Below are 24,210 nucleotides of genomic sequence, written 5' to 3'. Positions count from 1 at the left end.
GCATTAATAAGTACGAATCTTCGGCGGGAATGCCGGACGCAGTTTCGGTTCCATGTTGACCGCTCGACGCGTCATGGATTCCGACTCTGGCAGATACAGGGAATGGCACAGCCAGTTTTCATCATCACGTTCCGGGAAGTCGAAGCGGCTATGCGCGCCGCGGCTTTCGGTACGGAAGTTTGCGGATACCGCCGTGGAATAGGCCGTTTCCATCAGGTTATCCAGCTCCAGACACTCGACACGCTGGGTGTTGAACTCGCTGGAAGTGTCGTCCAGGCGCGCATTTTTCAGACGCTCGCGGATCTCTTTCAGTTTTTCCAGACCTTTGTGCATCGCGTCGCCTTCACGGAAGACCGAGAAGTTATGCTGCATACATTCCTGCAGCGCTTTACGGATAGCAACCGGATCTTCGCCGGAACGGGTGTTGTTCCAACGGTTGAGGCGGTCCAGGGAAGCTTCGACATCGGACTCGCTGGCAGCGCGCAGCGCGCCCTGCTCGGCGATGGATTCCTGCAGATGCAGACCCGCCGCGCGGCCGAAGACCACCAGGTCCAGCAGCGAGTTGCCGCCCAGACGGTTGGCGCCGTGTACCGATACGCAGGCGATTTCGCCAACGGCGAACAGGCCCGGGATCACCACATCTTCGCCCTTCTCGTTCACGGTCAGCGCCTGGCCAGTTACTTTGGTCGGAATACCGCCCATCATGTAGTGGCAGGTTGGGATAACCGGAATCGGTTCTTTAACCGGGTCAACGTGGGCAAAGGTACGAGAAAGTTCAAGAATGCCCGGCAGACGGGATTCCAGCACTTCTTTACCCAGGTGATCCAGTTTCAGCTTGGCGTGCGGGCCCCACGGACCATCGCAGCCGCGGCCTTCGCGGATTTCGATCATGATGGAACGCGCCACCACGTCACGACCCGCCAGGTCTTTCGCGTTCGGCGCATAACGCTCCATAAAGCGCTCGCCGTGTTTGTTCAGCAGGTAACCGCCTTCGCCGCGGCAACCTTCGGTGACCAGTACCCCTGCCCCGGCGATACCGGTCGGGTGGAACTGCCACATTTCCATATCCTGCACCGGAACGCCCGCGCGCAGAGCCATACCGACGCCGTCACCGGTGTTGATGTGGGCGTTGGTGGTGGATTGATAAATACGGCCTGCACCGCCGGTCGCCAGCACCGTAGCGCGAGCTTTGAAGTACACCACTTCACCGGTTTCGATGCACAGAGCGGTACAACCGACCACCGCGCCGTCCTGGTTTTTCACCAGATCGAGGGCATACCATTCGGAGAAGATAGTGGTGTGGTTTTTCAGGTTCTGTTGATACAGGGTGTGCAGCAGCGCGTGACCGGTACGGTCGGCCGCCGCCGCGGTACGTGCCGCCTGCTCGCCGCCGAAGTTTTTCGACTGGCCGCCAAACGGACGCTGATAAATACGGCCGTCATCAAGACGGGAGAACGGCAGACCCATATGTTCCAGCTCAAGAATCGCTTCCGGGCCGGTCTTACACATATATTCGATGGCGTCCTGGTCGCCGATATAGTCCGACCCTTTCACGGTGTCGTACATGTGCCATTCCCAGTTATCTTCATGGGTATTACCGAGCGCAACGGTGATGCCACCCTGCGCGGAAACGGTATGGGAACGGGTAGGGAAAACTTTAGAGAGCAGCGCACAGGTCTGTCCGCTCTGGGAAATCTGCAGCGCCGCGCGCATACCTGCGCCGCCGGCACCAATTACAACTGCATCAAATTCTCTGACTGGCAATTTCATTACACACCCCACACCACAACAAATCCATAAAGAACGTAAGCCACCAGCGCCACAACGATAATCAGTTGCAGAACTAAGCGCACGGCCAGTGGTTTAACGTAGTCCGTCAACACCTGCCACATACCGATCCAGGCGTGAATCAGGATGGAAACGAGAGCCAGCAGGGTAAAGACTTTGGTGAACGCGGAGGAGAAGAATCCGGTCCAGATTTCCCAGGAGATCTCACCGGAGGTGGCGAAGAAGCCAACCATGTAGATGATGTAGAGGGTCAGAACGATGGCGGTAGCACGGACCAGAATAAAGTCATGTACGCCGTTGCGTCCCAGTGCTGAGGCGTTGCTTACCATACGAGGACTCCTGCGAGAAGTGAAAGCACGACAGTAATAACAAAAGAAATTTTGGCGGAGCGTGTCCCTGCTTCGAGGGTTTCTTCCAGATAGCCAAAGTCCATCAGCAGATGGCGGATACCGACAACGGCGTGATAAGCCAGCGCGGTGAGGATGCCCCACATGATGAACTTCACGAAGAAGCTATTCATGATGGAGGCGGCCGTCAGGAAGCCCTCCGGAGAGGAAAGGCTGGTGCCCAGCAACCAAAGCAGAATACCGACCGCCACAAAAGTGATCACACCGGATACGCGATGGAGAATGGACGCTATCGCCGTGATTGGGAATCGAATCGTTTGTAGATCCAGATTGACAGGTCTTTGTTTTTTCACATTTCTTACCATGAATAACGCCCACATGCTGTTCTTATTGTTTCCTTCCTCCGGTCTGCTTGCGGGTCAGACAGCGTCCTTTCTATAACCAGAAGTCATGTTAAAACCCCTTTCCAGGAGTAAAAGCGTGACCAAACAACGCTGGGTGGCTCGGGATTGCAGGGTGTTCCGGAGACCTGGCGGCAGTATAGGCCGTTCACAAAATCATTACAATTAACCTACATATAGTTTGTCGGGTTTTGTCCGGAACAGTGATCAAGGTCACGATTACAACATTATTTTAAATTTTAATCACCTGATTTGACAAATATTAAACATTCTTGTTACAACCATTACTAGATTAATGCAATAATGCCCAAAAGTTATGGGGTCACTCTTTCACCTGAGAATAAGTTATGTAACAGTGTGATGGTATTGACCGATGTAATCAGGACAGTTATTAGTGGTATACAGGTTTTAATATTCGGGCTGCTAAAACGCTGATTTGCTGCCGTTTCACTCCCGGGCTGAAGACGTACCATCAAGCGCCTGCGCTCTGTACCCTGCAATTTTCGCGACACAGAGCTGTGAGCAACATAACAATCTGGTAACGTAGTCAGGTTCGGGCCGAATGCAAATCCACCACCCGGCAGTCTTAAGCAATAAAAGGCGCTAAGGAGACCATAAATGTCTGATGCTAAAGCAAAAATCACCCTGGGTGGTGACACTGCTATTGAACTTGATGTGCTAAAAGGCACGCTCGGTCAGGATGTTATTGATATTCGTAGTCTTGGTTCAAAAGGTGTCTTCACCTTCGACCCCGGTTTCACTTCAACAGCCTCGTGTGAATCTAAAATTACTTTTATCGACGGCGATGAAGGGATCCTGCTCCACCGCGGTTTCCCGATCGATCAGCTGGCTACCGAGTCAAATTATCTTGAAGTGTGCTACATCCTGTTGAACGGCGAAAAACCGACTCAACAGCAGTATGACGAATTCAAAACTACCGTTACCCGCCACACCATGATCCACGAGCAGATTACCCGTCTGTTCCACGCGTTCCGCCGCGACTCTCACCCGATGGCGGTGATGTGCGGTATTACCGGCGCCCTGGCGGCGTTCTATCACGATTCCCTGGACGTAAATAACCCACGTCACCGTGAAATCGCCGCCTATCGTCTGCTGTCCAAAATGCCGACCATGGCAGCGATGTGTTACAAATATTCTATCGGCCAGCCTTTCGTGTATCCGCGCAACGATCTCTCCTACGCGGGTAACTTCCTGAATATGATGTTCTCCACGCCGTGCGAAACCTATGAGGTTAACCCGGTGCTGGAACGCGCGATGGACCGTATCCTGATCCTGCACGCTGACCACGAACAGAACGCCTCAACCTCTACCGTGCGTACCGCTGGCTCTTCCGGCGCTAACCCGTTCGCCTGCATCGCTGCGGGTATCGCCTCCCTGTGGGGGCCGGCGCACGGCGGCGCCAACGAAGCCGCGCTGAAAATGCTGGAAGAGATCAGCTCCGTTGAACACATTCCGGAATTCGTGCGCCGCGCGAAAGACAAGAATGACTCTTTCCGCCTGATGGGCTTCGGCCATCGCGTGTACAAGAACTACGATCCGCGCGCCACCGTAATGCGTGAAACCTGCCACGAAGTACTGAAAGAGCTGGGCACCAAGGACGATCTGCTGGAAGTGGCGATGGAACTTGAGCATATCGCGCTCAACGACCCGTACTTCATCGAGAAGAAACTGTATCCGAACGTCGATTTCTACTCCGGCATCATCCTGAAAGCGATGGGTATTCCATCCTCGATGTTTACCGTCATCTTCGCGATGGCGCGTACCGTCGGCTGGATTGCCCACTGGAACGAAATGCACAGCGACGGTATGAAAATTGCCCGTCCGCGTCAGCTGTATACCGGCTACCAGAAGCGCGATTTCAAGTCCGATCTCAAGAAGTAATTTCAACCCTGTTGGGGTTAGCAAAAAAAAATCGGGGACCTTCCCCGATTTTTTTTTTATTTAAGCGTACAAAAAAATTTGAATCACTCAACAACTGGCGTTAGTGCTGGCAGCCAGGGCACCAGTAAAAGGGTCGCGATGACAGCATGGTTTTCTCAATGATACTGCCGCAGCGTTCGCAGGCCTCACCCTCGCGATGAAAAACCTTAAAGCGGAATAGCGCGCCATGATGTTTGTTTTCATCCACTTGCCCGCGAGTGCGGTAAGAAAGGCGCGGGATATCCAGCAGCGCGTGCGCCAGCGCATCGAGCTGCGTGTCATTGAGCTCGGCGGCCTTATGCTGCCCGGTCAGCCCCACCTGCCACAGGATCTCCACCCGCAGATAGTTACCGAGCCCGGCGAGAAACGCCTGGTCCAGCAACAGGCCGGAAAACTGGCGATTGCGAAATTTCGCCGATAACAGCCGCTCTCTGACCTGCCCGGCGGTTAACGTCATATCCAGCACATCCGGCCCGACCCGTTGTAAAAATGGATGATGGGCCAGCTCTTGCGCCGTCAGTATCTCAATCTCGGAGGCGCTATAGAGCAAAATCGCCTTGCGTGCGGTCTGTAACCTGACGCGCAGCACGCGCTTCGATTGCGGCTCAACGCCGGCATCCACCACGCGCCAGACGCCATACAGCTGGTTATGGCTATACAACGTCAATCCGCCGGAGAAGTGGGTTAACAGGGCCTTGCCGCGGGTGGCGATATGGGTCACCCGCTGGCCAATTAGCTGATTTTGATAAGGTTGCAACTGTGGAAAGGCGAACCAGGCTTCGGTTAACGGTTCGCCTTTGATAGCCGCCTCCAGGGTATCCGCCGCGCGGCGGATCTCCGGGCCTTCAGGCATAGTTTCGTCCTTCTGTTAGTGCGTGGCGCCGCCGCCAATTTTGACGTCGTCATCCTGTTCAAGGGCGACGGCAATCGCCGTTTCCAGCGCCGCGCGTACCGTCTCGACCGACATACTCGCCTGCCCCGGATGGGCCGCCGCCTGTTCAGGTAGATAAGGAATATGGATAAAACCACCCTTCTGCCCGCTTTTTCCCTGCAGCTGATGCAGCAAACCATACATCACGTGATTGCAGACGAAGGTGCCCGCGGTTTGCGACACCGAGGCAGGGATCCCCTGCTGGCGCAACGCGCTAACGATCGCTTTGATCGGTAGCGTACTGAAGCATGCCGCGGGGCCGTCAGCGACGATCGGCTCATCGATCGGCTGCTGGCCTTTATTGTCGGGGATCCGCGCATCATCGACGTTGATAGCCACACGTTCGACGGTAATATCGACACGGCCTCCGGCCTGCCCGACGGCAATCGTTAGCTGCGGTTGATAGGTTTCCAGCGCGGCGTTCAGCACCGTTAGCGCCTCGCCGAACACGCAAGGTAACTGTTTAGCCACCACCTGCTGCCCACGAATAATCATGCCATCAAGCTGCTTAACCACTTCCCATGAAGGATTAACCGTTTCGCCGCCGAACGGCTCAAAACCGGTAATTAATACGCCAGCCATCATCCCTCCTTACAGGAACATCAGGAAATAGAGTAAAAATACGTTGACGATCAGCAGCAGGATACCGGTCGGTACCTGGGCTTTAATCACCGCGTTTTTATCCGGCAGTTCCAGCAGCGCCGCCGGTACGATATTAAAGTTTGCCGCCATCGGCGTCATCAGCGTGCCGCAGTAGCCGGAAAACATACCAATCGCCGCCATTACCGCCGGATTGCCGCCGTGCTGCAGAACTAAAATCGGAATGCCAACCCCGGCTGTCACAATCGGGAAAGCGGCAAAGGCATTGCCCATCACCATCGTCAACACCGCCATGCCGATGGCGTACACGGCCACGGCGATAAAACGGTTATCTACCGCCAGATAGTGCTCGGTCAGCCACGAAATGCTGGTTCCGACACCCGCCGTGGTGAACAGCAGCCCCAGCACCGCGAGGATCTGCGGCAGGATAAAGGCCCAGCCGACGGAATCAAGCAAACGGCGCGCTTCCTGCATCGGCTGCGCCACCGTTTCATGGGTCATACGAATCGCCATCGCCAGGCCAATCAGCGTACCGACGGTCATCGAGAACAGGGTAATCAGCGTCGCGTGGTTGCCCGGCCCGAAGAGCGCCACCTGCCATGAAGGCAGATTGTTAAACAGCAGTACGCCAATGACGGTGACGACCGGAATCGCCAGCGCCGGATAGAAAAGTTTGTTGCCGAGGCGTTTCGCGCTGGCGGTTTTCTCTTCCTGGCTACGCTGATGGTAGCTGCCGAAGCGCACGCCGCCAAAACCGGCGATCAGCGCCAGTACCACCACCACCCCGCCAACGGCGATATTCACCGTGCGCTTATCGCCCACCAGTTGATACGTCCAGTCGCCGAGCAAGAACACCAGCCCGTACAGGCCCCAGAACAGGCCGGTTGTCAGACGCCGCGGATTGCTTTTGTCGCGCCAGGACATGATAGCCACGACCAGCAGTACCGCGCCGGCCAGCCAGTATAAATACGTTTGCTGGAAGTTCATGCCGCACCGCCTTTCGCCTGCCCGGCGTTAACCCGGTCCAGCTCACGCTGGAGATGGCGATCGAGGCGCCACAGGCGCGCGGCGTGGATCAGGAAGGCACAGATCGCCGTCGGGATCCCCCACAGGGCAATATGCAACGGTTCCGTCTGGATCCCGCCCGACTCCAGCATAAAGTTGTGCATGAAGATGATCGCGCCAAAGGCGACAAAAATATCTTCACCGAAAAACAGCCCGACGTTGTCGGTCGCCGCCGACATCGCGCGCAGGCGGTAGCGCACATGACCCGGCAGCGGGCCAAAGCGCTTTTCCGCCGCCCCCTCCGCCATTGGCGCCAGCAGCGGGCGCACCATTTGCGGATGCCCGCCGAGGCTGGTCAATCCCAGGGCGGCGGTGGCTTCGCGCACAAACAGATAGACGATCAGCAGACGTCCGGCGGTCGCGCTATGGATCTTCGCGATCCACGCCTGCGCCCGCTCTTTCAGACCATGGCGCTCCAGCAGCCCGATCACCGCCAGCGGCAACAGCAGAATAAACGGCAGATTACGGGTATTAAGGAAGCCCTCGCCCAGTTTCTCCAGAATAGTGGCTATTGGCATATGCGCCGCCACGCCGGTGACGATCCCGGAGATTATCACCACCAGCACCGGGTTAAAGCGTAATACAAAACCGACCACAATCACGGCAATGCCGATCAGCGGCCAGAGGGATATCGCCTCTTGCATAATAACGTCCTGTTCAGTTGTGAGTGTTGTTAGTTATTTGATTTAATTATTATTAAAATACTCAGGCGGACGATTAATCGATGTCCGCGCTGACGTCAATATTGCGCCCGGCAAACGCGGCGCGCAGGCGTCGGGCGAAATCGAGCGCATGAGCACCATCGCCATGCAGACAGACCGTTTCCGCCTTCACATGCGCCCATTCGCCGCTCAGGCTGCGCACCCGATTGTGCTGCACCATTTCCAGCGTTTGCGCCAGCGCCTGCTCTTCGCTCTCTATCAGCGCGCCCGGCTGGCTGCGCGGCACCAGGCTACCGTCGGCGAGATAACCGCGATCGGCGAAGACTTCCTGGCGCGTCGTCAGCTGATAGCGCTGTCCGGCGCGGATAAGCTCGCTCCCCGCCAGCCCGACCAGCACCAACCCGGCGTCGGCATCGCGCACCGCACGGGCGATGGCATCGGCCAAAGCCGGCTCTTTCGCCGCCTGGTTATACAACATGCCATGCGGTTTGACGTGCCGCAGCTCGCCGCCCTGAGCATGCACGATTGCCGCCAGCGCGCCAATTTGATACAGCACCTGGGCATAAACCGTCTCTGGCGGTAACTGCATCGCGGTGCGGCCGAAATTTTCCCGGTCCGGGAAGCTTGGGTGCGCGCCAATAGCGACGCCATTTTTCAGCGCCTCGCGCACGCACTGCTGCATGAGCAGCGCATCGCCGGCGTGAAAGCCGCAGGCGATATTGGCGGAAGAGACCAGCTGCAGCAGCGAGCTATCGCTGGCGCAGCCTTCGCCGAGGTCGGCATTTAAATCAATTTTCATCGCTTAATCTCCAGGCCAGTTGTTCAAGGTAACGCTGCTGGTCGGCGCGCGCTTTCAGCGCATCTTCCAGCGAACAGGGGACGAAATGGATCGGCTGACCCAGCGGAATTTGCGCCAGTTGGTACATATCGGCTTCAATAATGCACGCTATACGCGGATAGCCGCCGGTGGTCTGCGCATCGTTCATTAACACAATCGGCTGGCCGTTATGCGGTACCTGTACCACGCCGGGCAGCAGGCCATGGGAGAGCATTTCCCGGTCGGTTGTGCGCTTGAGCGGCTGACCCTGCAGGCGGTAGCCCATACGGTTGCTCTGCGGGCTCAGCTTCCACGGCGAGCGCCAGAAAGACTCCTGCGACACGCTGTCGAATTCGTGATACTCCGGCCCCGGCAGCGCGCGAATAATATTGCCTATCGGCAGCTGTTTAACGCCGCGCGAAGCACTAAAGCGGCGGGAGGATTTCCCAATCTTCAATTGATCGCCATCCTGCAACCGGCGCCCTTCGATTCCGCCGATACCGACTTTCAGATCGGTAGAGCGGGAACCTAAAACTTCAGGAACGTCGATACCGCCCGCCACCGCCAGGTAGCTGCGGATCCCATGCTGAGGATTTTTTAGCACCAGCCGCTGCCCGGCCTTCGCTTCCATTCGCCAGCCCAGCCAGACCGGCGCGCCGTCGAGCGTCGCTTCGCAGGCGGCACCGGTCAACGCGAACCAGCAATGGCGGGTAAACTGTACATCGACCTGACCCAGCGTAATTTCCAGCGCCGCCGTCTCCGGCGCATTGCCCACCAGCAGATTGGCAATGGTCATCGCCGGTTTATCCAGCGCGCCGCAGCGGCTAATTCCCCACTGGCGCTGGCCTTCCCGGCCGCCATCCTGTACCGAGGTGTACATGCCGGCGCGGATAAATTTCAACATACCCCCTCCTTCTGCGGCACAAAGCGCACGCGATCGCCAGAACGCAGCAGCACCGGCTCTTCACGCTTTGGATCGAATAATGCCAGCGGCGTGCGCCCCAGTAGCTGCCAGCCGCCCGGCGTCGCCAGCGGATAAATACCGGTTTGCGATCCGCCGATACCAACCGATCCCGCCGGTACCAGTACGCGCGGCTCGGCGCGACGCGGCATCGCCAGCTGCTCCGGCAGGCCGCCAAAGTACGGAAACCCCGGCTGGAAACCCAGAAACCACACCATGTACTCCACCGAAGAGTGAAGTTCGACCACCTGCTTTTCGCTCAATCCGCAATGGCGCGCGACGTCGCCAAGGTCTGGCCCCGCCTCGCCGCCATAGATAACCGGGATACTTATCTCACGGGATTCCGGCTCCAGCGCTTCGCTCTCTTCCCACCAGCGTTGCAGCTTGTCAATCGCCTCCCACGCCATCTCCTGCGGGCGGCGCAGTACAACGGTGATGTTGTTCATCCCCGGTATCACTTCAACCACTTCTTCGTGGTCGGTTAACCGCTGCGTCAGGCCCCAGATACGTTTTTGGCTCTCCAGGGTCACCGGAGGCTCAAGCTCCAGGACCACCGCCGTTTCACCTAATAGATAACAACGCGCTCGCTGCACTTTTTTCTCTCTCATCAGGCCGGGTTAGGGATATCAATAAAGGTGACGTCCAGGTCGGTATTTTCCGTCAGCCACTCGCTCAGGGCGCGAATACCGCCGCGCTCGGTGGCATGATGGCCGGCGGCATAAAAATGCAACCCTTGCTCACGGGCGGAATGGATGGTCTGCTCAGACACTTCGCCGGTAATAAAGGCATCGACGCCAAAGCGGGCCGCGCTATCGATAAAGCTCTGGCCGCCGCCGGTACACCAGGCGACGCGGGCGACTTTGTCCGGCCCGGTATCGCCGCACCACAGCGGTTTACGTCCCAATCGCGCTTCAATCCACGAGGCCAGTTCCAGCCCGGATACCGGCATCGATAACTCGCCCCACGGCACCAATGGTTCGATTTCCCCCATCACGTTGATCCCCAGCAGTTGCGCCAGTTGGGCGTTATTGCCCAGTTCCGGATGCGCATCCAGCGGTAAATGCCAGCCATAAAGGTTGATATCGTTGGCCAGCAACGTTTTCAGCCGATTGCGCTTCATGCCGCGGATCACCGGCGACTCGCCTTTCCAGAAGTAGCCGTGATGCACAATCACCGCATCCGCCTGCAGACGCACGGCTTCATCGAGCAGCGCCTGGCTGGCGGTCACGCCGGTAACGATTTTCCGCACCGACTCCCGCCCTTCGACCTGCAGGCCATTCGGGGCGTAATCACTGATGGCCGCGCTATTCAGTTTTTCGTTAATTAATTGTTCCAGTTCGCTATTTTTCATTGCCGCTCCATCAGAAAATCAGTTTGTACAAACCTATAACATAACCACATCCGCCCGAGTCGTCGATAGCGACGCCAAAGGGTCTATTTCAGCCATTCGCATAATCGCCCAAATTGCCTCTTCCCCTCACCGCGCATTAGTGTATATTTATGCACTTATAAAGCATATTAAATAACCAGAAAGCCATTTAGGCCATGAATAACACCAAACAAACGCTATTCATGCAGAAAGATCGACTTTCGTTTTACGGCCAGGAAATGAACGTTACATGAACAGACAAACTTCACAGCCACGGGCGATTTATTACGTCGTTGCGCTGCAAATTTGGGAATACTTCAGTTTTTACGGCATGCGGGCGCTGTTAATCCTGTACCTCACCAACCAGCTCAAGTACGACGATAACCACGCTTATACCCTTTTTAGCGCCTACTGCTCCCTGGTCTATGTCACCCCTATTCTCGGCGGCTTCCTCGCCGACAAACTGCTCGGCAACCGCATGGCGGTGATGCTCGGGGCGCTACTCATGGCTATCGGTCACCTGGTGCTCGGCGCCAGCGAAATCGCCCCCACCTTCCTCTATTTATCGCTGGCGATTATCGTTTGCGGTTACGGGCTGTTTAAATCCAACGTCAGCTGCCTGCTTGGCGAACTGTATGAGCCGACCGATCCGCGCCGCGATGGCGGCTTCTCGCTGATGTACGCCGCGGGAAATATTGGTTCGATCATCGCGCCTATCGCCTGCGGCTACGTGCAGGAAGAGTACAGCTGGGCGATGGGTTTTGCGCTGGCGGCAGTCGGTATGATTGCCGGTCTGGTGATCTTCCTCTGCGGCGGTCGCCACTTCCGCCATACCACCGGCGTTAACCGCGAGGCACTGCGCGCGCGGACCTTCCTCCTGCCGAACTGGGGCTGGCTGCTGGTATTGCTGGTGGCGACGCCGCTGTTGATTACCGTGCTGTTCTGGCAGGAGTGGTCGGTGTATGCGCTGATCGTCGCGACGGTGATTGGCCTGGCGGTACTGGCGCGTATTTACCTGCGCGCGGAGAACGACAAACAGCGTAAAGAGCTGCGTCTGATTATCGTCCTCACCGGTTTTAGCCTGCTGTTCTGGGCCTTTGCCCAGCAGGGCGGCAGCTCCATCAGCCTGTATATCGACCGCTTCGTGAACCGCCACGTCATGAGCTATGAAGTACCAACCGCGATGTTCCAGTCGGTTAACGCCTTCGCGGTAATGCTCTGCGGTATGGTGCTGGCATGGCTGGTCAAAGAGAACATCAAGGGCAACCGCACCGTGCGTATCTGGGGGAAATTCGCCCTCGGTCTGGGGCTAATGAGCGCCGGGTTCTGCATTCTGACTTTAAGCGCCCGCTGGTCGGCCGCTTATGGCCACTCCTCCATGCCGCTGATGGTACTGGGGCTGGCGGTGATGGGCTTCGCCGAACTGTTTATCGACCCGGTTGCGATGTCGCAAATCACCCGGATCGAAATCCCCGGCGTCACCGGGGTGCTGACCGGTATCTATATGCTGCTTTCCGGGGCGATCGCCAACTATCTGGCCGGCGTCATCGCCGACCAGACGTCGCAGGCGTCGTTTGATGCCGCGGGCGCGGTTAACTATTCGATTGAAGCCTACATCGACGTCTTCAGCCAGATCACCTGGGGCGCGCTGGCCTGCGTCGGCCTGGTGCTGGTCATCTGGCTGTATCACTCCGTGAAGGTCAAAACCCGCCAACTGGCGGTAGAATAGAAACTATCTGGCGGCTTCCCAGGCCGCCAGCGTCTCCAGCCGCGCCTGCTTATGGTCAACCAGCGGGCGCGGATACCTCAGCGTTACCCCCTGTTTATCCGCCCACAGCCACGGCTGATGCAGCGCTTTTTCTGGCACTTCAGCCAGTTCCGGCAGCCAGCGGCGAATAAACTCGCCCTGCTTATCAAATTTCTCGCCCTGGGTCGTCGGATTGAAAATACGAAAATAAGGGGCTGCATCGGTACCGGTCGAGGCCGCCCACTGCCAACCGCCGTTGTTGGCCGCCAAATCGCCGTCGATCAGTTGGCTCATGAAATAGCGCTCTCCTTGCCGCCAGTCGAGGCGCAGGTCTTTCGCCAGGAAGCTGGCGACAATCATCCGCAGGCGATTGTGCATCCAGCCGGTGGCGTTAAGCTGCCGCATGGCGGCATCGACGATGGGGAAACCGGTTTGCCCCTGTTGCCAGGCCTGCAGTTCATCCTCATTGCTGCGCCAGGCGACCTTGTCGGTCCAGGCGACAAACGGCCGGCCTTTACACAGTTTCGGGTAGTAAACCATCAGATGACGATAGAACTCGCGCCAGATAATCTCGTTCAGCCAGCTTGCGCCCGCTTCGCCATCCAGCGCGCCGGGCTGCTCCCGTAACAAGCGATGCAGGCACTGGCGCGGCGACAGTACGCCTACCGCGAGACACGGCGATAGCCGGCTGGTTCCCTCTATCGCCGGAAAATCGCGCTGCTGGTCGTAATCCGCCGCCGGCTGCTGACAAAACGCGCGCAATCGAGCCAGCGCCGTTTTTTCATCCGCCGCGAACAGATCGGTGTCGAACGGCGTTTGCGGATAGTTGATCTCAGGCAGCGGCGAGGCCTGTCGGATGGCTGACTGGCGCGGTTTCGGCGCCGCCACGCACTCCGGCAGCCCTTCACGCAGGCGGCGGATAAAGGCATTTTTAAACGGCGTAAAGACTTTATACATCTCACGGTTGCCGGTCATCACGCTGCCCGGCGGCAACAGCACGCTGTCATCAAACCCCTGGCAGGTGACTTCTTTCAGGATTTTCTCAACACCGGCGTCGCGCTGGCGCTCATTAAACTCATACTGATAATTATAAAATAGATGGCTAACCTGGTGCTGTTTACAGATGCGCGTCAGCAGCTCGATGCTGGCGGCGAAATTGTCCGCTTCTTCAACCAGCAGCGGAATACCGCGTTCCGCCAACGCCGCGTGGAGGCTGCGTAAATGGCTGGCGATAAAGGCCGCCTGGCGCGGCGCCATGTGATGTTGGCGCCACTGTTCTGGCGTAGCGATATACAGCGCCAGCACCTGCGCCTGCGGCTCGCGGCAGGCGGCGGCCAGCGCCAGATTATCGTTAAGGCGTAAATCCATGCGAAACCAGACCAAATGGGTGGCCATAAAACTCCTCACTCTCCGTAAGCAAAACTCAGCACTCAGGCCGGCAAAATAGCGCGCTGCGGTAAAATACGCACCTGCCAATTCTGCCACGGCGCGTGAAAGCTAAGTGTAGACAGCAGACGAAAAAAAACCGCCGGTCGTCAACCGGCGGTTTTGATATTCGTCGCAGCAGCGCGGATTTAGTAGAAGTCATGCGCGGCTTTTTCCGCCTGCGCCATCCATACCGGCTGTTCGCTGGTTTTCGCCCATACCCGATGCAGCCAGCTGTAATAACGGGCGCGATCTTTCCAGAACAGCATTACCGGCAGCGCAGCGACCCCGGCCACGACGGCGAAAGCGCGACGCATCAGGATAATGTGAGCAGGATAAGCTTTGTACAACGCCATAATTTCTCTCCCCTTTGTCAGGCCGGCAAGCAACGCCGGTAAATGTCACAATGTTTGTCTGCACAAATAGTACCGCGCTGGTTGTAATTTTACTACTCATCCGACCACTAAAAAGCACTTATTTATACTTAATTTACATTCACGGCGTAACTGGGTTACAAAAAAGTTAAATTAATACTAACCATTAGTTAAATTGTGCCTTTAGCCATTTTTATACTTTTTTTACACCGCCCGCGGCGATTTTTGCGAAATCTTTGCGCCGAAATTCCTACCCTCTCGGTATATCAATAAGAGACACACCCGGAGGTGGAAAGTGACTACAGGCATCATTGCCGGCGTAACGCTGGTGTTCCTGCTGCTGGCGTATCTGGTCTATGCCCTGATACATGCGGAGGCATTCTGATGGCCGCGCAAGGGTTCTTACTTATCGCCAGCTTCCTGCTGGTACTGCTGGTGCTGGCGCGGCCACTCGGTTCGCTGCTGGCGCGAATGATAAACGACGTTCCGCTCCCGGGGCTTGCCGGCGTTGAGCGCGGTATCTGGCGGCTGGCGGGGATTCGCCGCCAGGAGATGGACTGGCGGCAGTACTTGATCGCCATTGTGCTGTTTAACGCCATTGGTCTCGCGGCGCTGATGGCGCTGCTGATGTGCCAGGGGTGGCTGCCGTTCAATCCGCAGCACTTCCCCAGCCTGTCATGGGATTTAGCGTTGAATACCGCGGTCAGTTTCGTCAGCAACACCAACTGGCAGGCCTACGCCGGGGAAACCACCATGAGCTATCTCAGCCAGATGGTGGGCCTGGCGGTGCAAAACTTCCTGTCGGCCGCGACCGGTATTGCGGTGATCTTCGTGCTGACCCGCGCCTGGGCGCGACAGAAAGTCAGCACCCTCGGCAACGCCTGGGTCGACCTGACCCGCATTACGCTGTGGCTGCTACTGCCTCTTTCTCTGCTGATCGCGCTGTTCTTTGTGCAACAGGGCGTGCCGCAGAACCTGCAGGCTTATCAGCCGTTCACCAGCCTGGAAGGCGTTCGCCAGTGGCTGCCGATGGGACCGGTCGCCTCGCAGGAAGCGATCAAAATGCTTGGTACCAACGGCGGCGGTTTCTTTAATGCCAACTCATCGCATCCGTTTGAGAACCCGACGGCGTTAACCAACCTGGTGCAGATGCTGGCGATCTTCCTGATCCCGGCGGCGCTGTGTTTTGCCTTTGGCGAAGCGGTCGGCGATCGCCGTCAGGGACGCGCCATCCTGTGGGCGATGGCGCTGATTTTCGTGGTCTGCGTGGCGGTGGTGATGTGGGCGGAAACCCGCGGAAATCCGCATCTGCTCAGCCTTGGCGCCGACAGCAGCCTGAATATGGAAGGGAAAGAGAGCCGCTTTGGCATTCTCGCCAGCAGCCTGTTTGCGGTGGTCACTACTGCGGCCTCCTGCGGCGCGGTCAACGCGATGCATGATTCCTTCACCGCGCTGGGCGGTATGGTGCCGATGTGGTTGATGCAGATTGGCGAGGTGGTCTTCGGCGGCGTAGGCTCCGGGCTATACGGCATGCTGCTGTTCGTCATGCTGGCGGTATTTATCGCCGGGTTGATGATTGGCCGCACGCCGGAATATCTCGGCAAGAAAATCGACGTGCGCGAAATGAAAATGATCGCGCTGGCGATTCTGGTGACCCCGACGCTGGTACTGGTCGGCACCGCGCTGGCGATGATGACCGAAGCCGGACGCAGCGCCATGTTGAATCCTGGGCCGCACGGCTTTAGCGAAGTGTTGTACGCCGTCACCTCGGCGGCCAACAACAACGGCAGCGCCTTCGGCGGCTTAAGCGCCGGCACGACATTCTGGAACCTGCTGCTGGCGTTCTGCATGCTGGTGGGCCGCTTCGGGGTGATCGTCCCGGTGATGGCGATTGCCGGGTCGCTGGTGAATAAGAAAATTCAGCCCGCCAGCTCCGGCACGCTCGCCACCCACGACGCGCTGTTTATCGGCCTGCTTATCGGCACCGTCCTGCTGGTCGGCGCCCTGACCTTTATCCCCGCACTGGCGCTCGGCCCGGTGGCGGAACACTTCTCTTTACTTTAAGCGATGCGGAGCAGCCTGTTATGAGTCGCAAACAATTAGCCCTGCTGGAGCCGACGCTAGTGCGTCAGGCGCTGCTGGATGCGGTGAAAAAACTCAGCCCCTCGGTGCAGTGGCGTAACCCGGTGATGTTTATCGTCTGGATTGGCAGCGTGCTGACCACCCTGCTGGCGATGGCCATGGCCGGGGGGTACCTCACGGGTCACGCCGGCTTTACCGCCGCCGTCAGCCTGTGGTTATGGTTTACCGTACTGTTCGCCAACTTCGCCGAAGCCATGGCCGAAGGCCGTAGTAAAGCGCAGGCCAACAGCCTGAAAGGGGTGAAGAAAACCGCTTTCGCCCGTAAGCTGCGCGCGCCGCAGCACGATGCTCCGATGGATCACGTCCCGGCGGAAGAGTTACGCAAAGGCGATATCGTGCTGGTCGAAGCTGGCGACATTATCCCCTGCGACGGCGAAGTGATCGAAGGCGGCGCTTCGGTAGATGAAAGCGCCATCACCGGGGAATCCGCGCCGGTGATCCGCGAGTCCGGCGGCGATTTCGCCTCGGTCACCGGCGGCACCCGGATCCTCTCTGACTGGCTGGTGATCCGCTGCAGCGTCAACCCTGGCGAAACCTTCCTTGACCGGATGATCGCTATGGTTGAAGGCGCGCAGCGCCGTAAAACTCCAAACGAAATCGCGCTGACGATCCTGCTGATCGCCCTGACGCTGGTGTTCCTGCTGGCCACCGCCACCATCTGGCCCTTCTCGGCGTGGAGCGGTAATGCGGTTAGCGTTACCGTGCTGGTCGCGCTGCTGGTGTGTCTGATCCCGACCACCATCGGCGGCCTGCTCTCCGCTATCGGCGTCGCCGGGATGAGCCGAATGCTCGGCGCCAACGTTATCGCCACCAGCGGCCGCGCGGTGGAAGCCGCCGGCGATGTCGACGTACTGCTGCTGGATAAAACCGGCACCATCACCCTCGGCAACCGTCAGGCCTCGGCTTTCCTGCCGGCTCGCGGCGTCGAAGAGCGCGTATTGGCCGACGCCGCCCAACTGTCGTCGCTGGCGGATGAAACGCCGGAAGGCCGCAGCATCGTGGTACTGGCGAAACAGCGCTTTAATTTGCGCGAACGCGACCTGCAGTCGCTGCACGCCACATTTGTCCCCTTTACCGCCCAGACCCGTATGAGCGGTATCAACATCGACCAACGCATGATCCGCAAAGGGTCGGTGGACGCGATTCGCCGCCATATCGAAGCTAACGGCGGCCACTTCCCGGCCGATGTCGATAAGCAGGTAGAAGAGGTCGCCCGCCAGGGGGCCACGCCGCTGGTGGTGGCGGAAGGCGAACGCGTGCTGGGCATTATTTCGCTCAAAGATATCGTCAAAGGCGGCATTAAAGAGCGTTTCGCCCAGCTGCGCAAAATGGGCATTAAGACGGTGATGATCACCGGTGATAACCGTCTGACCGCCGCCGCCATCGCCGCCGAAGCGGGGGTTGATGATTTTCTTGCCGAAGCGACGCCGGAAGCCAAGCTGGCGCTGATTCGCCAGTATCAGTCGGAAGGACGGCTGGTGGCGATGACCGGTGACGGTACCAACGACGCCCCGGCGCTGGCGCAGGCTGATGTGGCGGTCGCGATGAACTCCGGCACCCAGGCAGCAAAAGAGGCGGGCAATATGGTGGATCTCGACTCGAACCCGACCAAGCTGATTGAAGTGGTGCATATCGGTAAACAGATGCTGATGACCCGTGGGTCGTTAACCACATTCAGTATCGCCAACGACGTCGCCAAGTATTTCGCGATTATTCCGGCCGCCTTCGCCGCCGCCTATCCGCAGCTGGCGATGCTGAACGTGATGCATCTGCACTCGCCCTCTTCGGCGATCATGAGCGCGGTTATTTTCAACGCCCTGATTATCGTCTGCCTGATCCCTTTAGCGCTGAAGGGCGTGAGCTATCGTCCGCTGTCGGCATCGGCGATGCTGCGCCGCAACCTGTGGGTTTACGGCCTCGGCGGGCTGATTGTGCCGTTTGTCGGTATTAAAGCTATCGACCTGTTGCTGACCCTGACCGGTCTGGTGTGAGGAAACTACCATGTCATTAATTCGTCCGGCATTTGTGCTATTTATTCTGTTAACCCTGCTCACTGGCGGCCTGTATCCGTTGCTGACTACCGCCTTAGGGCATTGGTGGTTCCCGCAGCAGGCTAACGGCTCGCTGATCCAGATCGACGGCGAGGTGCGCGGCTCCGCTCTGATCGGGCAGAACTTTACCGCCGCCGGTTATTTCCATGGACGCCCTTCCGCGACGGCAGAGGTGGCGGATAATCCGCTGGCCTCTGGCGGCAGTAACCTGGCGGTCAGCAATCCGGCGCAGGATAAAGCGATTAGCGAACGGGTAGAGGCGTTACGCGCCGCTAACCCGCAAGCGAATCCGACGGTGCCGGTCGAGCTGGTGACCGCATCGGCCAGCGGGCTGGATAACAACCTGACCCCTGCCGCGGTGCTGTGGCAGGTACCGCGCGTCGCCAAAGCGCGCAATCTTAGCGATGCGCAGGTGAAACAGTTAGTGGATCAGGCAACGCAAAAACCGTTGCTCAGCTTTCTCGGTCAACCTGTGGTAAATATACTGCAACTGAATATGGCGCTGGATGCCCTGAAGGATTAATCAATGAGTGACGAGCCGCTGCGCCCGGACCCCGACCGTCTGCTGCAACAAACCGCTGCGCCGCATCGCGGCAAGCTGAAGGTGTTTTTCGGCGCCTGCGCCGGGGTGGGTAAGACCTGGGCTATGCTGGCGGAAGCGCAGCGGCTGCGCGCTCAGGGGCTGGATATTCTGATCGGCGTGGCGGAAACCCACGGCCGCAAAGATACCGCCGCCATGCTGGAGGGGCTTAGCGCCCTCCCGCAAAAGCGCATTTCCCATCGCGGACGCTACGTCCATGAGTTTGACCTCGATGCCGCGCTGGCCCGCCGCCCGGCGCTGATCCTGGTGGACGAACTGGCGCATAGCAACGCGCCGGGTTCGCGCCACCCGAAACGCTGGCAGGACGTCGAAGAACTGCTCGAAGCCGGTATCGACGTCTTCACCACCGTCAACGTCCAGCATCTTGAAAGCCTCAATGATGTGGTCAGCGGTATTACCGGCGTGCAGGTACGCGAAACCGTCCCCGACCCCTTCTTTGACGCCGCCGATGATGTCGTTCTGGTGGATTTGCCGCCGGACGATCTGCGCCAGCGCCTGAATGAGGGCAAGGTGTACATCGGCGGCCAGGCCGAACGCGCCATCGAAAACTTCTTCCGCAAAGGTAATCTGATCGCCCTGCGCGAGCTGGCGCTGCGCCGTACCGCCGACCGGGTAGACGAGCAAATGCGCGCCTGGCGCGACCGCCAGGGGCAGGAAAAAGTCTGGCACACCCGCGACGCCATTCTGCTGTGCATCGGCCACAACACCGGCAGTGAAAAACTGGTTCGCGCCGCCGCCCGGCTGGCAGCCAGGCTCGGCAGCGTCTGGCACGCGGTCTATGTAGAAACGCCCGCGCTGCACCGACTGCCGGAGGCCAGGCGGCGGGCGATCCTCGCCGCGCTGAAGCTGGCGCAAGAGTTAGGCGCCGAGACCGCCACCCTCTCCGACCCATCGGAAGAAAAAGCGGTGCTGCATTACGCTCGCGAGCACAACCTCGGCAAAATTGTGATTGGCCGCCAGGGAGAGCGCCGCTGGTGGGAACGAGCCGGGTTTGCCGACCGTCTGGCGCGTCGCGCCCCGGACCTCGATCTGGTGGTGATCGCGCTGGATGAAAAACCGGCCTCCCTGCCCGCCCGCGCGAACGACAATCGTACGGCGCTCGACAAATGGCGCCAGCAGTTGAAGGGCTGCCTGCTGGCCGTGGCGCTGTGCGCCATTATCACCGTAGTCGCCATGCAGTGGCTGATGGCCTTCGAAGCCGCCAACCTGGTGATGCTCTATCTACTGGGCGTGGTGATTATCGCCCTGCTGTATGGCCGCTGGCCATCGGTGCTGGCGACCTTTATCAACGTCATTAGCTTCGATCTCTTTTTTGTCGCCCCACGCGGCACGCTGGCGGTTTCCGACGTCCAGTATCTGCTGACGTTCGGCGTGATGCTGACCGTTGGTCTGGTGATCGGCAACCTGACCGCCGGGATGCGTTACCAGGCGCGGGTGGCGCGTTATCGCGAGCGGCGCACCCGCCACCTGTATGAAATGTCGAAAGCGCTGGCGGTCGGCCGCAGCCGGGAAGATATCGCCGCCACCAGCGAACGCTTTATTACCTCCACCTTTCAGGCCCGCAGCCAACTACTGCTGCCAGATGAGAACGGGCTGCTGCAGCCGATGACCCAGCAATCCGGCGTTTTCTCGTGGGATGATGCGATTGCCCGCTGGAGCTTCGATAAGGGCCAGCCAGCCGGAGCCGGTACCGACACTCTCCCCGGCGTGCCGTATCAAATTCTGCCGCTACAAAGCGCCGCCCGCACCTGGGGACTGCTGCTGGTCGAACCGGAAAATCTGCGTCAGCTGATGATCCCCGAACAGCAACGGCTGCTGGAAACCTTTACCCTGCTGGTGGCCAGCGCCCTTGAACGTCTGACCCTGACCGCCAGCGAAGAGCAGGCGCGCTTGACCAGCGAACGCGAAAGCCTGCGCAACTCACTACTGGCCGCCCTCTCCCACGATCTGCGGACGCCGCTGACGGTCCTGTTCGGCCAGGCGGAGATCCTGACCCTCGATCTGGCCAGCGAAGGTTCGAAGCACGCGCCGCAGGCCAACGAAATTCGCCAGCACGTGCTCAACACCACCCGGCTGGTGAATAATTTACTGGATATGGCGCGTATTCAGTCCGGCGGCTTTAATCTGCATAAAGAGTGGTTAACCCTCGAAGAGATAGTCGGTAGCGCCCTGCGTATGCTGGAGCCAGGGCTTGGCGGCCAGCACATCCAGCTGTCGCTGCCGGACCCGCTACTGCTGGTCCACGTAGACGGCCCGCTGTTTGAGCGGGTGCTGATCAACCTGCTGGAAAACGCGCATAAATACGCCGGCGCGCAGGCGCAGATTGGCATTCACGCCGAAGCGGATAGGCAGCAGTTGATCATTGAAGTCTGGGATAATGGTCCGGGGATCCCGGCAGGCCAGGAACAAGCTATCTTTGATAAGTTCGCGCGTGGTAATAAAGAATCGGCTATCCCCGGCGTCGGTCTGGGGCTGGCGATTTGCCAGGCCATTGTCGAGGTGCACGACGGTAGCATTACCGCCAGCAACCGTCCGGAGGGCGGAGCCTGTTTCCGTGTTACACTGCCGCGAGAATCGCCCCCAGAACTGGAAGAGTTAACCGAGGACATGTGATTAACGTTTTAATCATCGAAGACGAACACGCTATCCGCCGCTTTCTGCGCACCGCGCTGGAAGCCGACGGTATGCGCGTATTTGAAGCCGAAACCCTGCAGCGGGGGCTCATCGAAGCCGCCACCCGCAAACCGGATTTAGCGATCCTCGATCTTGGCCTGCCGGACGGGGACGGTAATGATTTTATCCGTGAAGTTCGCCAGTGGAGCCAGATGCCGATTATCGTGCTGTCGGCACGCAGCGAAGAGCATGACAAAATCGCCGCCCTTGACGCTGGCGCCGATGACTACCTGAGTAAACCGTTTGGCATAGGCGAACTGCAGGCGCGGCTGCGCGTCGCGCTGCGCCGTCACGGCAGCGCGCAGGCCGATGAGCCGGTGGTGCATTTTGCCGATATTAGCGTCGATATCCCCGCCCGCCGTATCATGCGCGGCAGTGAAGAAATTCATCTGACGCCCATCGAGTTTCGCCTGCTGGCGGCGCTACTGAACAATCCGGGCAAAGTGCTTACCCAGCGCCAGCTTCTGAATCAGGTATGGGGACCTAACGCCGTGGAGCACAGTCACTATTTGCGGATTTATATGGGGCACTTACGGCAAAAACTGGAGGCTGACCCGGCGCGGCCGCAGCATCTGCTGACCGAAACCGGTATTGGCTATCGCTTTATGCCTTGAAGGAAACAAATCAATGACCCCGGCGGTCGGTTAATGCCGCCGGGGTAAACAGGATCAGGCGTTTTTCAGCACTTCACTGACAATCTCTACCGCTTCTTTTTCAATCAGCTTGCGATGCTCTTCGCCAAGGAAGCTCTCGCAGTAGATTTTGTAGGCGTCTTCGGTGCCTGACGGACGGGCCGCGAACCAGCCGTTGTCGGTCATCACTTTCAGCCCGCCGATAGAAGCGCCGTTGCCCGGCGCCGCGGTCAGACGCGCGGTGATTGGATCGCCCGCCAGCGTGTCGGCGCTCACCATTTCCGGCGACAGCTTAGACAGCGCCGCTTTCTGCGCGGAAGTGGCCGATGCCTGCAGACGGTTGTAGCTCGGGGCGCCAAAGCGTTCCGCCAGCTCGTTGTAGTGCTCCTGCGGGTTCTTACCGGTCACCGCGGTGATTTCCGCCGCCAGCAGGCACATGATGATACCGTCTTTATCGGTGGACCACGGCGTGCCATCGAAACGCAGGAATGATGCCCCTGCGCTCTCTTCGCCGCCGAAGCCGAAGCTGCCATCGAACAGACCGTCAACAAACCACTTGAAGCCCACCGGCACTTCCACCAGCTTACGGCCCAGATCGTTAACCACGCGGTCAATCATCGCCGAGGAAACCAGCGTTTTACCAACCGCAACGTCTTTACCCCACTGCGGACGATGCTGGAACAGGTAGTTGATAGCCACCGCCAGATAGTGGTTCGGATTCATCAGGCCAGCCGGGGTCACGATACCGTGACGGTCGTAATCCGGATCGTTGGCGAAGGCCAGATCGAACTTATCGCGCAGCGCCAGCAGACCCGCCATCGCACACTCGGAGGAGCAGTCCATGCGGATCGCGCCATCTTTATCCAGGTGCATAAAGCGGAACGTCTGATCGACCTGATCGTTAACGATGGTCAGATCCAGCTTGTAATGCTCGCCGATGCGTTTCCAGTATTCGATACCCGAACCGCCCAGCGGGTCGACGCCCAGTTTCAGGCCCGCTTTCTGAATAGCCGCCATATCGACGATATCCGCCAGCCCTTCAATAAACGGCTGTACCAGGTCCTGCTCTTTCACGTGGCCGGAAGCCAGCGCGGCGTCGAGAGAAATACGCTTCACGCCCTGCAGACCGGCGGCCAGCAGTTCATTCGCGCGGTTCTCCACCACTTTAGTCACGTTGGTATCAGCCGGGCCGCCGTTTGGCGGGTTGTACTTAATACCGCCATCTTCCGGCGGGTTGTGCGACGGGGTGATAACGATACCATCCGCCAACGGGCCGCCTTTTTTGTTATGCACCAGAATCGCGTTGGAAACCGCCGGCGTCGGGGTGAAACCGTTGTTTTCCTGAACGATCACATCAACACCGTTCGCCGCCAGCACTTCCAGCACGGAAATGAAGGCCGGTTCGGATAAAGCGTGGGTATCCTTACCCACGTAGCACGGGCCGGTGATGCCGTTTTTCGCGCGGTTTTCCGCAATCGCCTGCGCAATCGCCAGAATATGCTGCTCATTGAAATTGTGGCGCCCTGCGCTACCGCGATGGCCGGAGGTGCCGAACTTAACCGCATGCTCCGCATTGCCCGCTTCCGGCTTCAGCACATAGTACTGAGCGGTCAGCTGGGCGACGTTAATCAAATCACTCTGTTGTGCCGGCTGACCCGCACGTTTATCGATTGCCATTGCCTG

At 58.6% G+C, this 24,210-nt stretch carries 23 protein-coding genes; 9 read left to right on the top strand and 14 right to left on the bottom strand.

Going from position 1 to position 24,210, the window contains the following annotated elements; all coding sequences use genetic code 11:
• Positions 1 to 3 precede the first annotated feature (3 nt).
• The 3 genes from sdhA to sdhC are packed head-to-tail and all read right to left on the bottom strand — an operon-like array spanning position 4 to position 2,515.
• Positions 4 to 1,770: a succinate dehydrogenase flavoprotein subunit gene (gene sdhA, locus EAE_RS14420; protein ID WP_015367673.1), complete on the bottom strand. Its 1,767-nt coding sequence runs from the start codon at positions 1,768 to 1,770 to the stop codon at positions 4 to 6.
• Positions 1,770 to 2,117 carry a succinate dehydrogenase membrane anchor subunit gene (sdhD, locus tag EAE_RS14415; protein WP_015367674.1) on the bottom strand — a complete coding sequence of 116 codons (348 nt, stop codon included), beginning with the start codon at positions 2,115 to 2,117 and terminating at the stop codon, positions 1,770 to 1,772. Before sdhD ends, sdhA begins: the two co-directional genes overlap by 1 nt.
• The gene (sdhC, locus tag EAE_RS14410) at positions 2,111 to 2,515 is read right to left on the bottom strand and encodes a succinate dehydrogenase cytochrome b556 subunit (RefSeq protein ID WP_020079340.1); all 405 of its coding nucleotides are present in this window, start codon (positions 2,513 to 2,515) and stop codon (positions 2,111 to 2,113) included. The genes sdhD and sdhC overlap by 7 nt, the downstream gene beginning before the upstream one ends.
• A 324-nt stretch (positions 2,516 to 2,839) precedes the next feature.
• Here sdhC and EAE_RS25575 point away from each other — a divergent pair, with 324 nt between their 5' ends.
• Both EAE_RS25575 and gltA read left to right on the top strand, forming a co-directional pair.
• Complete coding sequence (locus EAE_RS25575) at positions 2,840 to 2,971, top strand: hypothetical protein (protein ID WP_418268990.1); 132 nt, start codon at positions 2,840 to 2,842, stop codon at positions 2,969 to 2,971.
• A 183-nt stretch (positions 2,972 to 3,154) separates the two neighbouring features.
• Positions 3,155 to 4,438, top strand: a complete 1,284-nt coding sequence (gene gltA / locus EAE_RS14405; RefSeq protein ID WP_015367676.1) for a citrate synthase — start codon at positions 3,155 to 3,157, stop codon at positions 4,436 to 4,438.
• 100 nt (positions 4,439 to 4,538) lie between these two features.
• Here the strand turns inward: gltA and nei are convergent, their stop codons facing one another.
• The 8 genes from nei to ybgI all read right to left on the bottom strand — a co-directional run bounded on the left by nei (position 4,539) and on the right by ybgI (position 10,864).
• Positions 4,539 to 5,330 carry an endonuclease VIII gene (gene nei / locus EAE_RS14400; RefSeq protein ID WP_015704766.1) on the bottom strand — a complete coding sequence of 264 codons (792 nt, stop codon included), beginning with the start codon at positions 5,328 to 5,330 and terminating at the stop codon, positions 4,539 to 4,541.
• A gap of 15 nt (positions 5,331 to 5,345) precedes the next feature.
• Positions 5,346 to 5,990, bottom strand: a complete 645-nt coding sequence (gene pcp / locus EAE_RS14395) for a pyroglutamyl-peptidase I (RefSeq protein ID WP_015704765.1) — start codon at positions 5,988 to 5,990, stop codon at positions 5,346 to 5,348.
• Between the two features lie 9 nt (positions 5,991 to 5,999).
• Complete coding sequence (locus EAE_RS14390) at positions 6,000 to 6,995, bottom strand: DUF979 domain-containing protein (protein ID WP_015704764.1); 996 nt, start codon at positions 6,993 to 6,995, stop codon at positions 6,000 to 6,002.
• Complete coding sequence (locus EAE_RS14385; RefSeq protein WP_015704763.1) at positions 6,992 to 7,717, bottom strand: DUF969 domain-containing protein; 726 nt, start codon at positions 7,715 to 7,717, stop codon at positions 6,992 to 6,994. The genes EAE_RS14390 and EAE_RS14385 overlap by 4 nt, the downstream gene beginning before the upstream one ends.
• Before the next feature lie 73 nt (positions 7,718 to 7,790).
• Positions 7,791 to 8,534 (bottom strand): 5-oxoprolinase subunit PxpA, encoded by a 744-nt coding sequence (gene pxpA, locus EAE_RS14380; protein WP_015704762.1) that lies wholly within the window; start codon positions 8,532 to 8,534, stop codon positions 7,791 to 7,793.
• A complete protein-coding gene (gene pxpC, locus EAE_RS14375; RefSeq protein WP_015704761.1) occupies positions 8,524 to 9,456 on the bottom strand; it encodes a 5-oxoprolinase subunit PxpC in 933 nt (310 codons plus the stop codon). The genes pxpA and pxpC overlap by 11 nt, the downstream gene beginning before the upstream one ends.
• Complete coding sequence (gene pxpB / locus EAE_RS14370) at positions 9,450 to 10,106, bottom strand: 5-oxoprolinase subunit PxpB (RefSeq protein ID WP_015704760.1); 657 nt, start codon at positions 10,104 to 10,106, stop codon at positions 9,450 to 9,452. Before pxpB ends, pxpC begins: the two co-directional genes overlap by 7 nt.
• Before the next feature lie 14 nt (positions 10,107 to 10,120).
• On the bottom strand, positions 10,121 to 10,864 hold the full coding sequence (ybgI, locus tag EAE_RS14365) for a radiation resistance protein YbgI (RefSeq protein ID WP_015367684.1): 744 nt from the start codon (positions 10,862 to 10,864) through the stop codon (positions 10,121 to 10,123).
• A 268-nt stretch (positions 10,865 to 11,132) separates the two neighbouring features.
• Here ybgI and dtpD point away from each other — a divergent pair, with 268 nt between their 5' ends.
• A complete protein-coding gene (dtpD, locus tag EAE_RS14360) occupies positions 11,133 to 12,611 on the top strand; it encodes a dipeptide permease DtpD (RefSeq protein ID WP_015704759.1) in 1,479 nt (492 codons plus the stop codon).
• Positions 12,612 to 12,614: 3 nt separating this feature from the next.
• Here dtpD and phrB read toward each other — a convergent pair whose 3' ends face one another.
• Positions 12,615 to 14,024, bottom strand: a complete 1,410-nt coding sequence (phrB, locus tag EAE_RS14355) for a deoxyribodipyrimidine photo-lyase (protein ID WP_015704758.1) — start codon at positions 14,022 to 14,024, stop codon at positions 12,615 to 12,617.
• A gap of 179 nt (positions 14,025 to 14,203) precedes the next feature.
• Positions 14,204 to 14,410, bottom strand: a complete 207-nt coding sequence (locus tag EAE_RS14350; RefSeq protein ID WP_015367687.1) for a DUF2517 family protein — start codon at positions 14,408 to 14,410, stop codon at positions 14,204 to 14,206.
• 313 nt (positions 14,411 to 14,723) lie between these two features.
• Here EAE_RS14350 and kdpF point away from each other — a divergent pair, with 313 nt between their 5' ends.
• The 6 genes from kdpF to kdpE are packed head-to-tail and all read left to right on the top strand — an operon-like array spanning position 14,724 to position 22,509.
• Complete coding sequence (gene kdpF / locus EAE_RS14345; protein ID WP_020079348.1) at positions 14,724 to 14,813, top strand: K(+)-transporting ATPase subunit F; 90 nt, start codon at positions 14,724 to 14,726, stop codon at positions 14,811 to 14,813.
• Positions 14,813 to 16,492 carry a potassium-transporting ATPase subunit KdpA gene (gene kdpA, locus EAE_RS14340; RefSeq protein WP_015704757.1) on the top strand — a complete coding sequence of 560 codons (1,680 nt, stop codon included), beginning with the start codon at positions 14,813 to 14,815 and terminating at the stop codon, positions 16,490 to 16,492. The genes kdpF and kdpA overlap by 1 nt, the downstream gene beginning before the upstream one ends.
• A 20-nt stretch (positions 16,493 to 16,512) precedes the next feature.
• A complete protein-coding gene (gene kdpB, locus EAE_RS14335) occupies positions 16,513 to 18,561 on the top strand; it encodes a potassium-transporting ATPase subunit KdpB (protein WP_015704756.1) in 2,049 nt (682 codons plus the stop codon).
• 10 nt (positions 18,562 to 18,571) lie between these two features.
• Entirely contained in the window at positions 18,572 to 19,144 is a 573-nt protein-coding gene (gene kdpC / locus EAE_RS14330) for a potassium-transporting ATPase subunit KdpC (protein WP_015367690.1), read from the top strand.
• A gap of 3 nt (positions 19,145 to 19,147) precedes the next feature.
• The gene (kdpD, locus tag EAE_RS14325) at positions 19,148 to 21,835 is read left to right on the top strand and encodes a two-component system sensor histidine kinase KdpD (RefSeq protein ID WP_015704755.1); all 2,688 of its coding nucleotides are present in this window, start codon (positions 19,148 to 19,150) and stop codon (positions 21,833 to 21,835) included.
• The gene (gene kdpE / locus EAE_RS14320; RefSeq protein ID WP_015367692.1) at positions 21,832 to 22,509 is read left to right on the top strand and encodes a two-component system response regulator KdpE; all 678 of its coding nucleotides are present in this window, start codon (positions 21,832 to 21,834) and stop codon (positions 22,507 to 22,509) included. Before kdpD ends, kdpE begins: the two co-directional genes overlap by 4 nt.
• A gap of 54 nt (positions 22,510 to 22,563) precedes the next feature.
• Here kdpE and pgm read toward each other — a convergent pair whose 3' ends face one another.
• Complete coding sequence (gene pgm / locus EAE_RS14315) at positions 22,564 to 24,204, bottom strand: phosphoglucomutase (alpha-D-glucose-1,6-bisphosphate-dependent) (protein WP_015367693.1); 1,641 nt, start codon at positions 24,202 to 24,204, stop codon at positions 22,564 to 22,566.
• Between the last annotated feature and the right edge of the window lie 6 nt (positions 24,205 to 24,210).

It is taken from the genome of Klebsiella aerogenes KCTC 2190 (assembly GCF_000215745.1).
In the GTDB taxonomy this organism is placed as follows: domain Bacteria; phylum Pseudomonadota; class Gammaproteobacteria; order Enterobacterales; family Enterobacteriaceae; genus Klebsiella; species Klebsiella aerogenes.
The sequence above is the reverse complement of the archived record's forward strand: the minus strand, read 5'-3'. Positions and strand labels throughout refer to the sequence as shown.

Bases quoted from the DNA above. Each gene is read 5' to 3' on its own strand.
- pxpA (WP_015704762.1), bottom strand. From the start codon at position 8,534: ATGAAAATTGATTTAAATGCCGACCTCGGCGAAGGCTGCGCCAGCGAT.
- kdpD (WP_015704755.1), top strand. From the start codon at position 19,148: ATGAGTGACGAGCCGCTGCGCCCGGACCCCGACCGTCTGCTGCAACAA.
- EAE_RS25575 (WP_418268990.1), top strand. From the start codon at position 2,840: ATGCCCAAAAGTTATGGGGTCACTCTTTCACCTGAGAATAAGTTATGT.
- sdhC (WP_020079340.1), bottom strand. From the start codon at position 2,515: ATGTGGGCGTTATTCATGGTAAGAAATGTGAAAAAACAAAGACCTGTC.
- gltA (WP_015367676.1), top strand. From the start codon at position 3,155: ATGTCTGATGCTAAAGCAAAAATCACCCTGGGTGGTGACACTGCTATT.
- sdhA (WP_015367673.1), bottom strand. From the start codon at position 1,770: ATGAAATTGCCAGTCAGAGAATTTGATGCAGTTGTAATTGGTGCCGGC.
- kdpA (WP_015704757.1), top strand. From the start codon at position 14,813: ATGGCCGCGCAAGGGTTCTTACTTATCGCCAGCTTCCTGCTGGTACTG.
- kdpC (WP_015367690.1), top strand. From the start codon at position 18,572: ATGTCATTAATTCGTCCGGCATTTGTGCTATTTATTCTGTTAACCCTG.
- sdhD (WP_015367674.1), bottom strand. From the start codon at position 2,117: ATGGTAAGCAACGCCTCAGCACTGGGACGCAACGGCGTACATGACTTT.
- pxpC (WP_015704761.1), bottom strand. From the start codon at position 9,456: ATGTTGAAATTTATCCGCGCCGGCATGTACACCTCGGTACAGGATGGC.
- kdpB (WP_015704756.1), top strand. From the start codon at position 16,513: ATGAGTCGCAAACAATTAGCCCTGCTGGAGCCGACGCTAGTGCGTCAG.
- dtpD (WP_015704759.1), top strand. From the start codon at position 11,133: ATGAACAGACAAACTTCACAGCCACGGGCGATTTATTACGTCGTTGCG.
- pcp (WP_015704765.1), bottom strand. From the start codon at position 5,990: ATGGCTGGCGTATTAATTACCGGTTTTGAGCCGTTCGGCGGCGAAACG.
- EAE_RS14385 (WP_015704763.1), bottom strand. From the start codon at position 7,717: ATGCAAGAGGCGATATCCCTCTGGCCGCTGATCGGCATTGCCGTGATT.
- phrB (WP_015704758.1), bottom strand. From the start codon at position 14,024: ATGGCCACCCATTTGGTCTGGTTTCGCATGGATTTACGCCTTAACGAT.
- pgm (WP_015367693.1), bottom strand. From the start codon at position 24,204: ATGGCAATCGATAAACGTGCGGGTCAGCCGGCACAACAGAGTGATTTG.
- EAE_RS14350 (WP_015367687.1), bottom strand. From the start codon at position 14,410: ATGGCGTTGTACAAAGCTTATCCTGCTCACATTATCCTGATGCGTCGC.
- ybgI (WP_015367684.1), bottom strand. From the start codon at position 10,864: ATGAAAAATAGCGAACTGGAACAATTAATTAACGAAAAACTGAATAGC.
- EAE_RS14390 (WP_015704764.1), bottom strand. From the start codon at position 6,995: ATGAACTTCCAGCAAACGTATTTATACTGGCTGGCCGGCGCGGTACTG.
- nei (WP_015704766.1), bottom strand. From the start codon at position 5,330: ATGCCTGAAGGCCCGGAGATCCGCCGCGCGGCGGATACCCTGGAGGCG.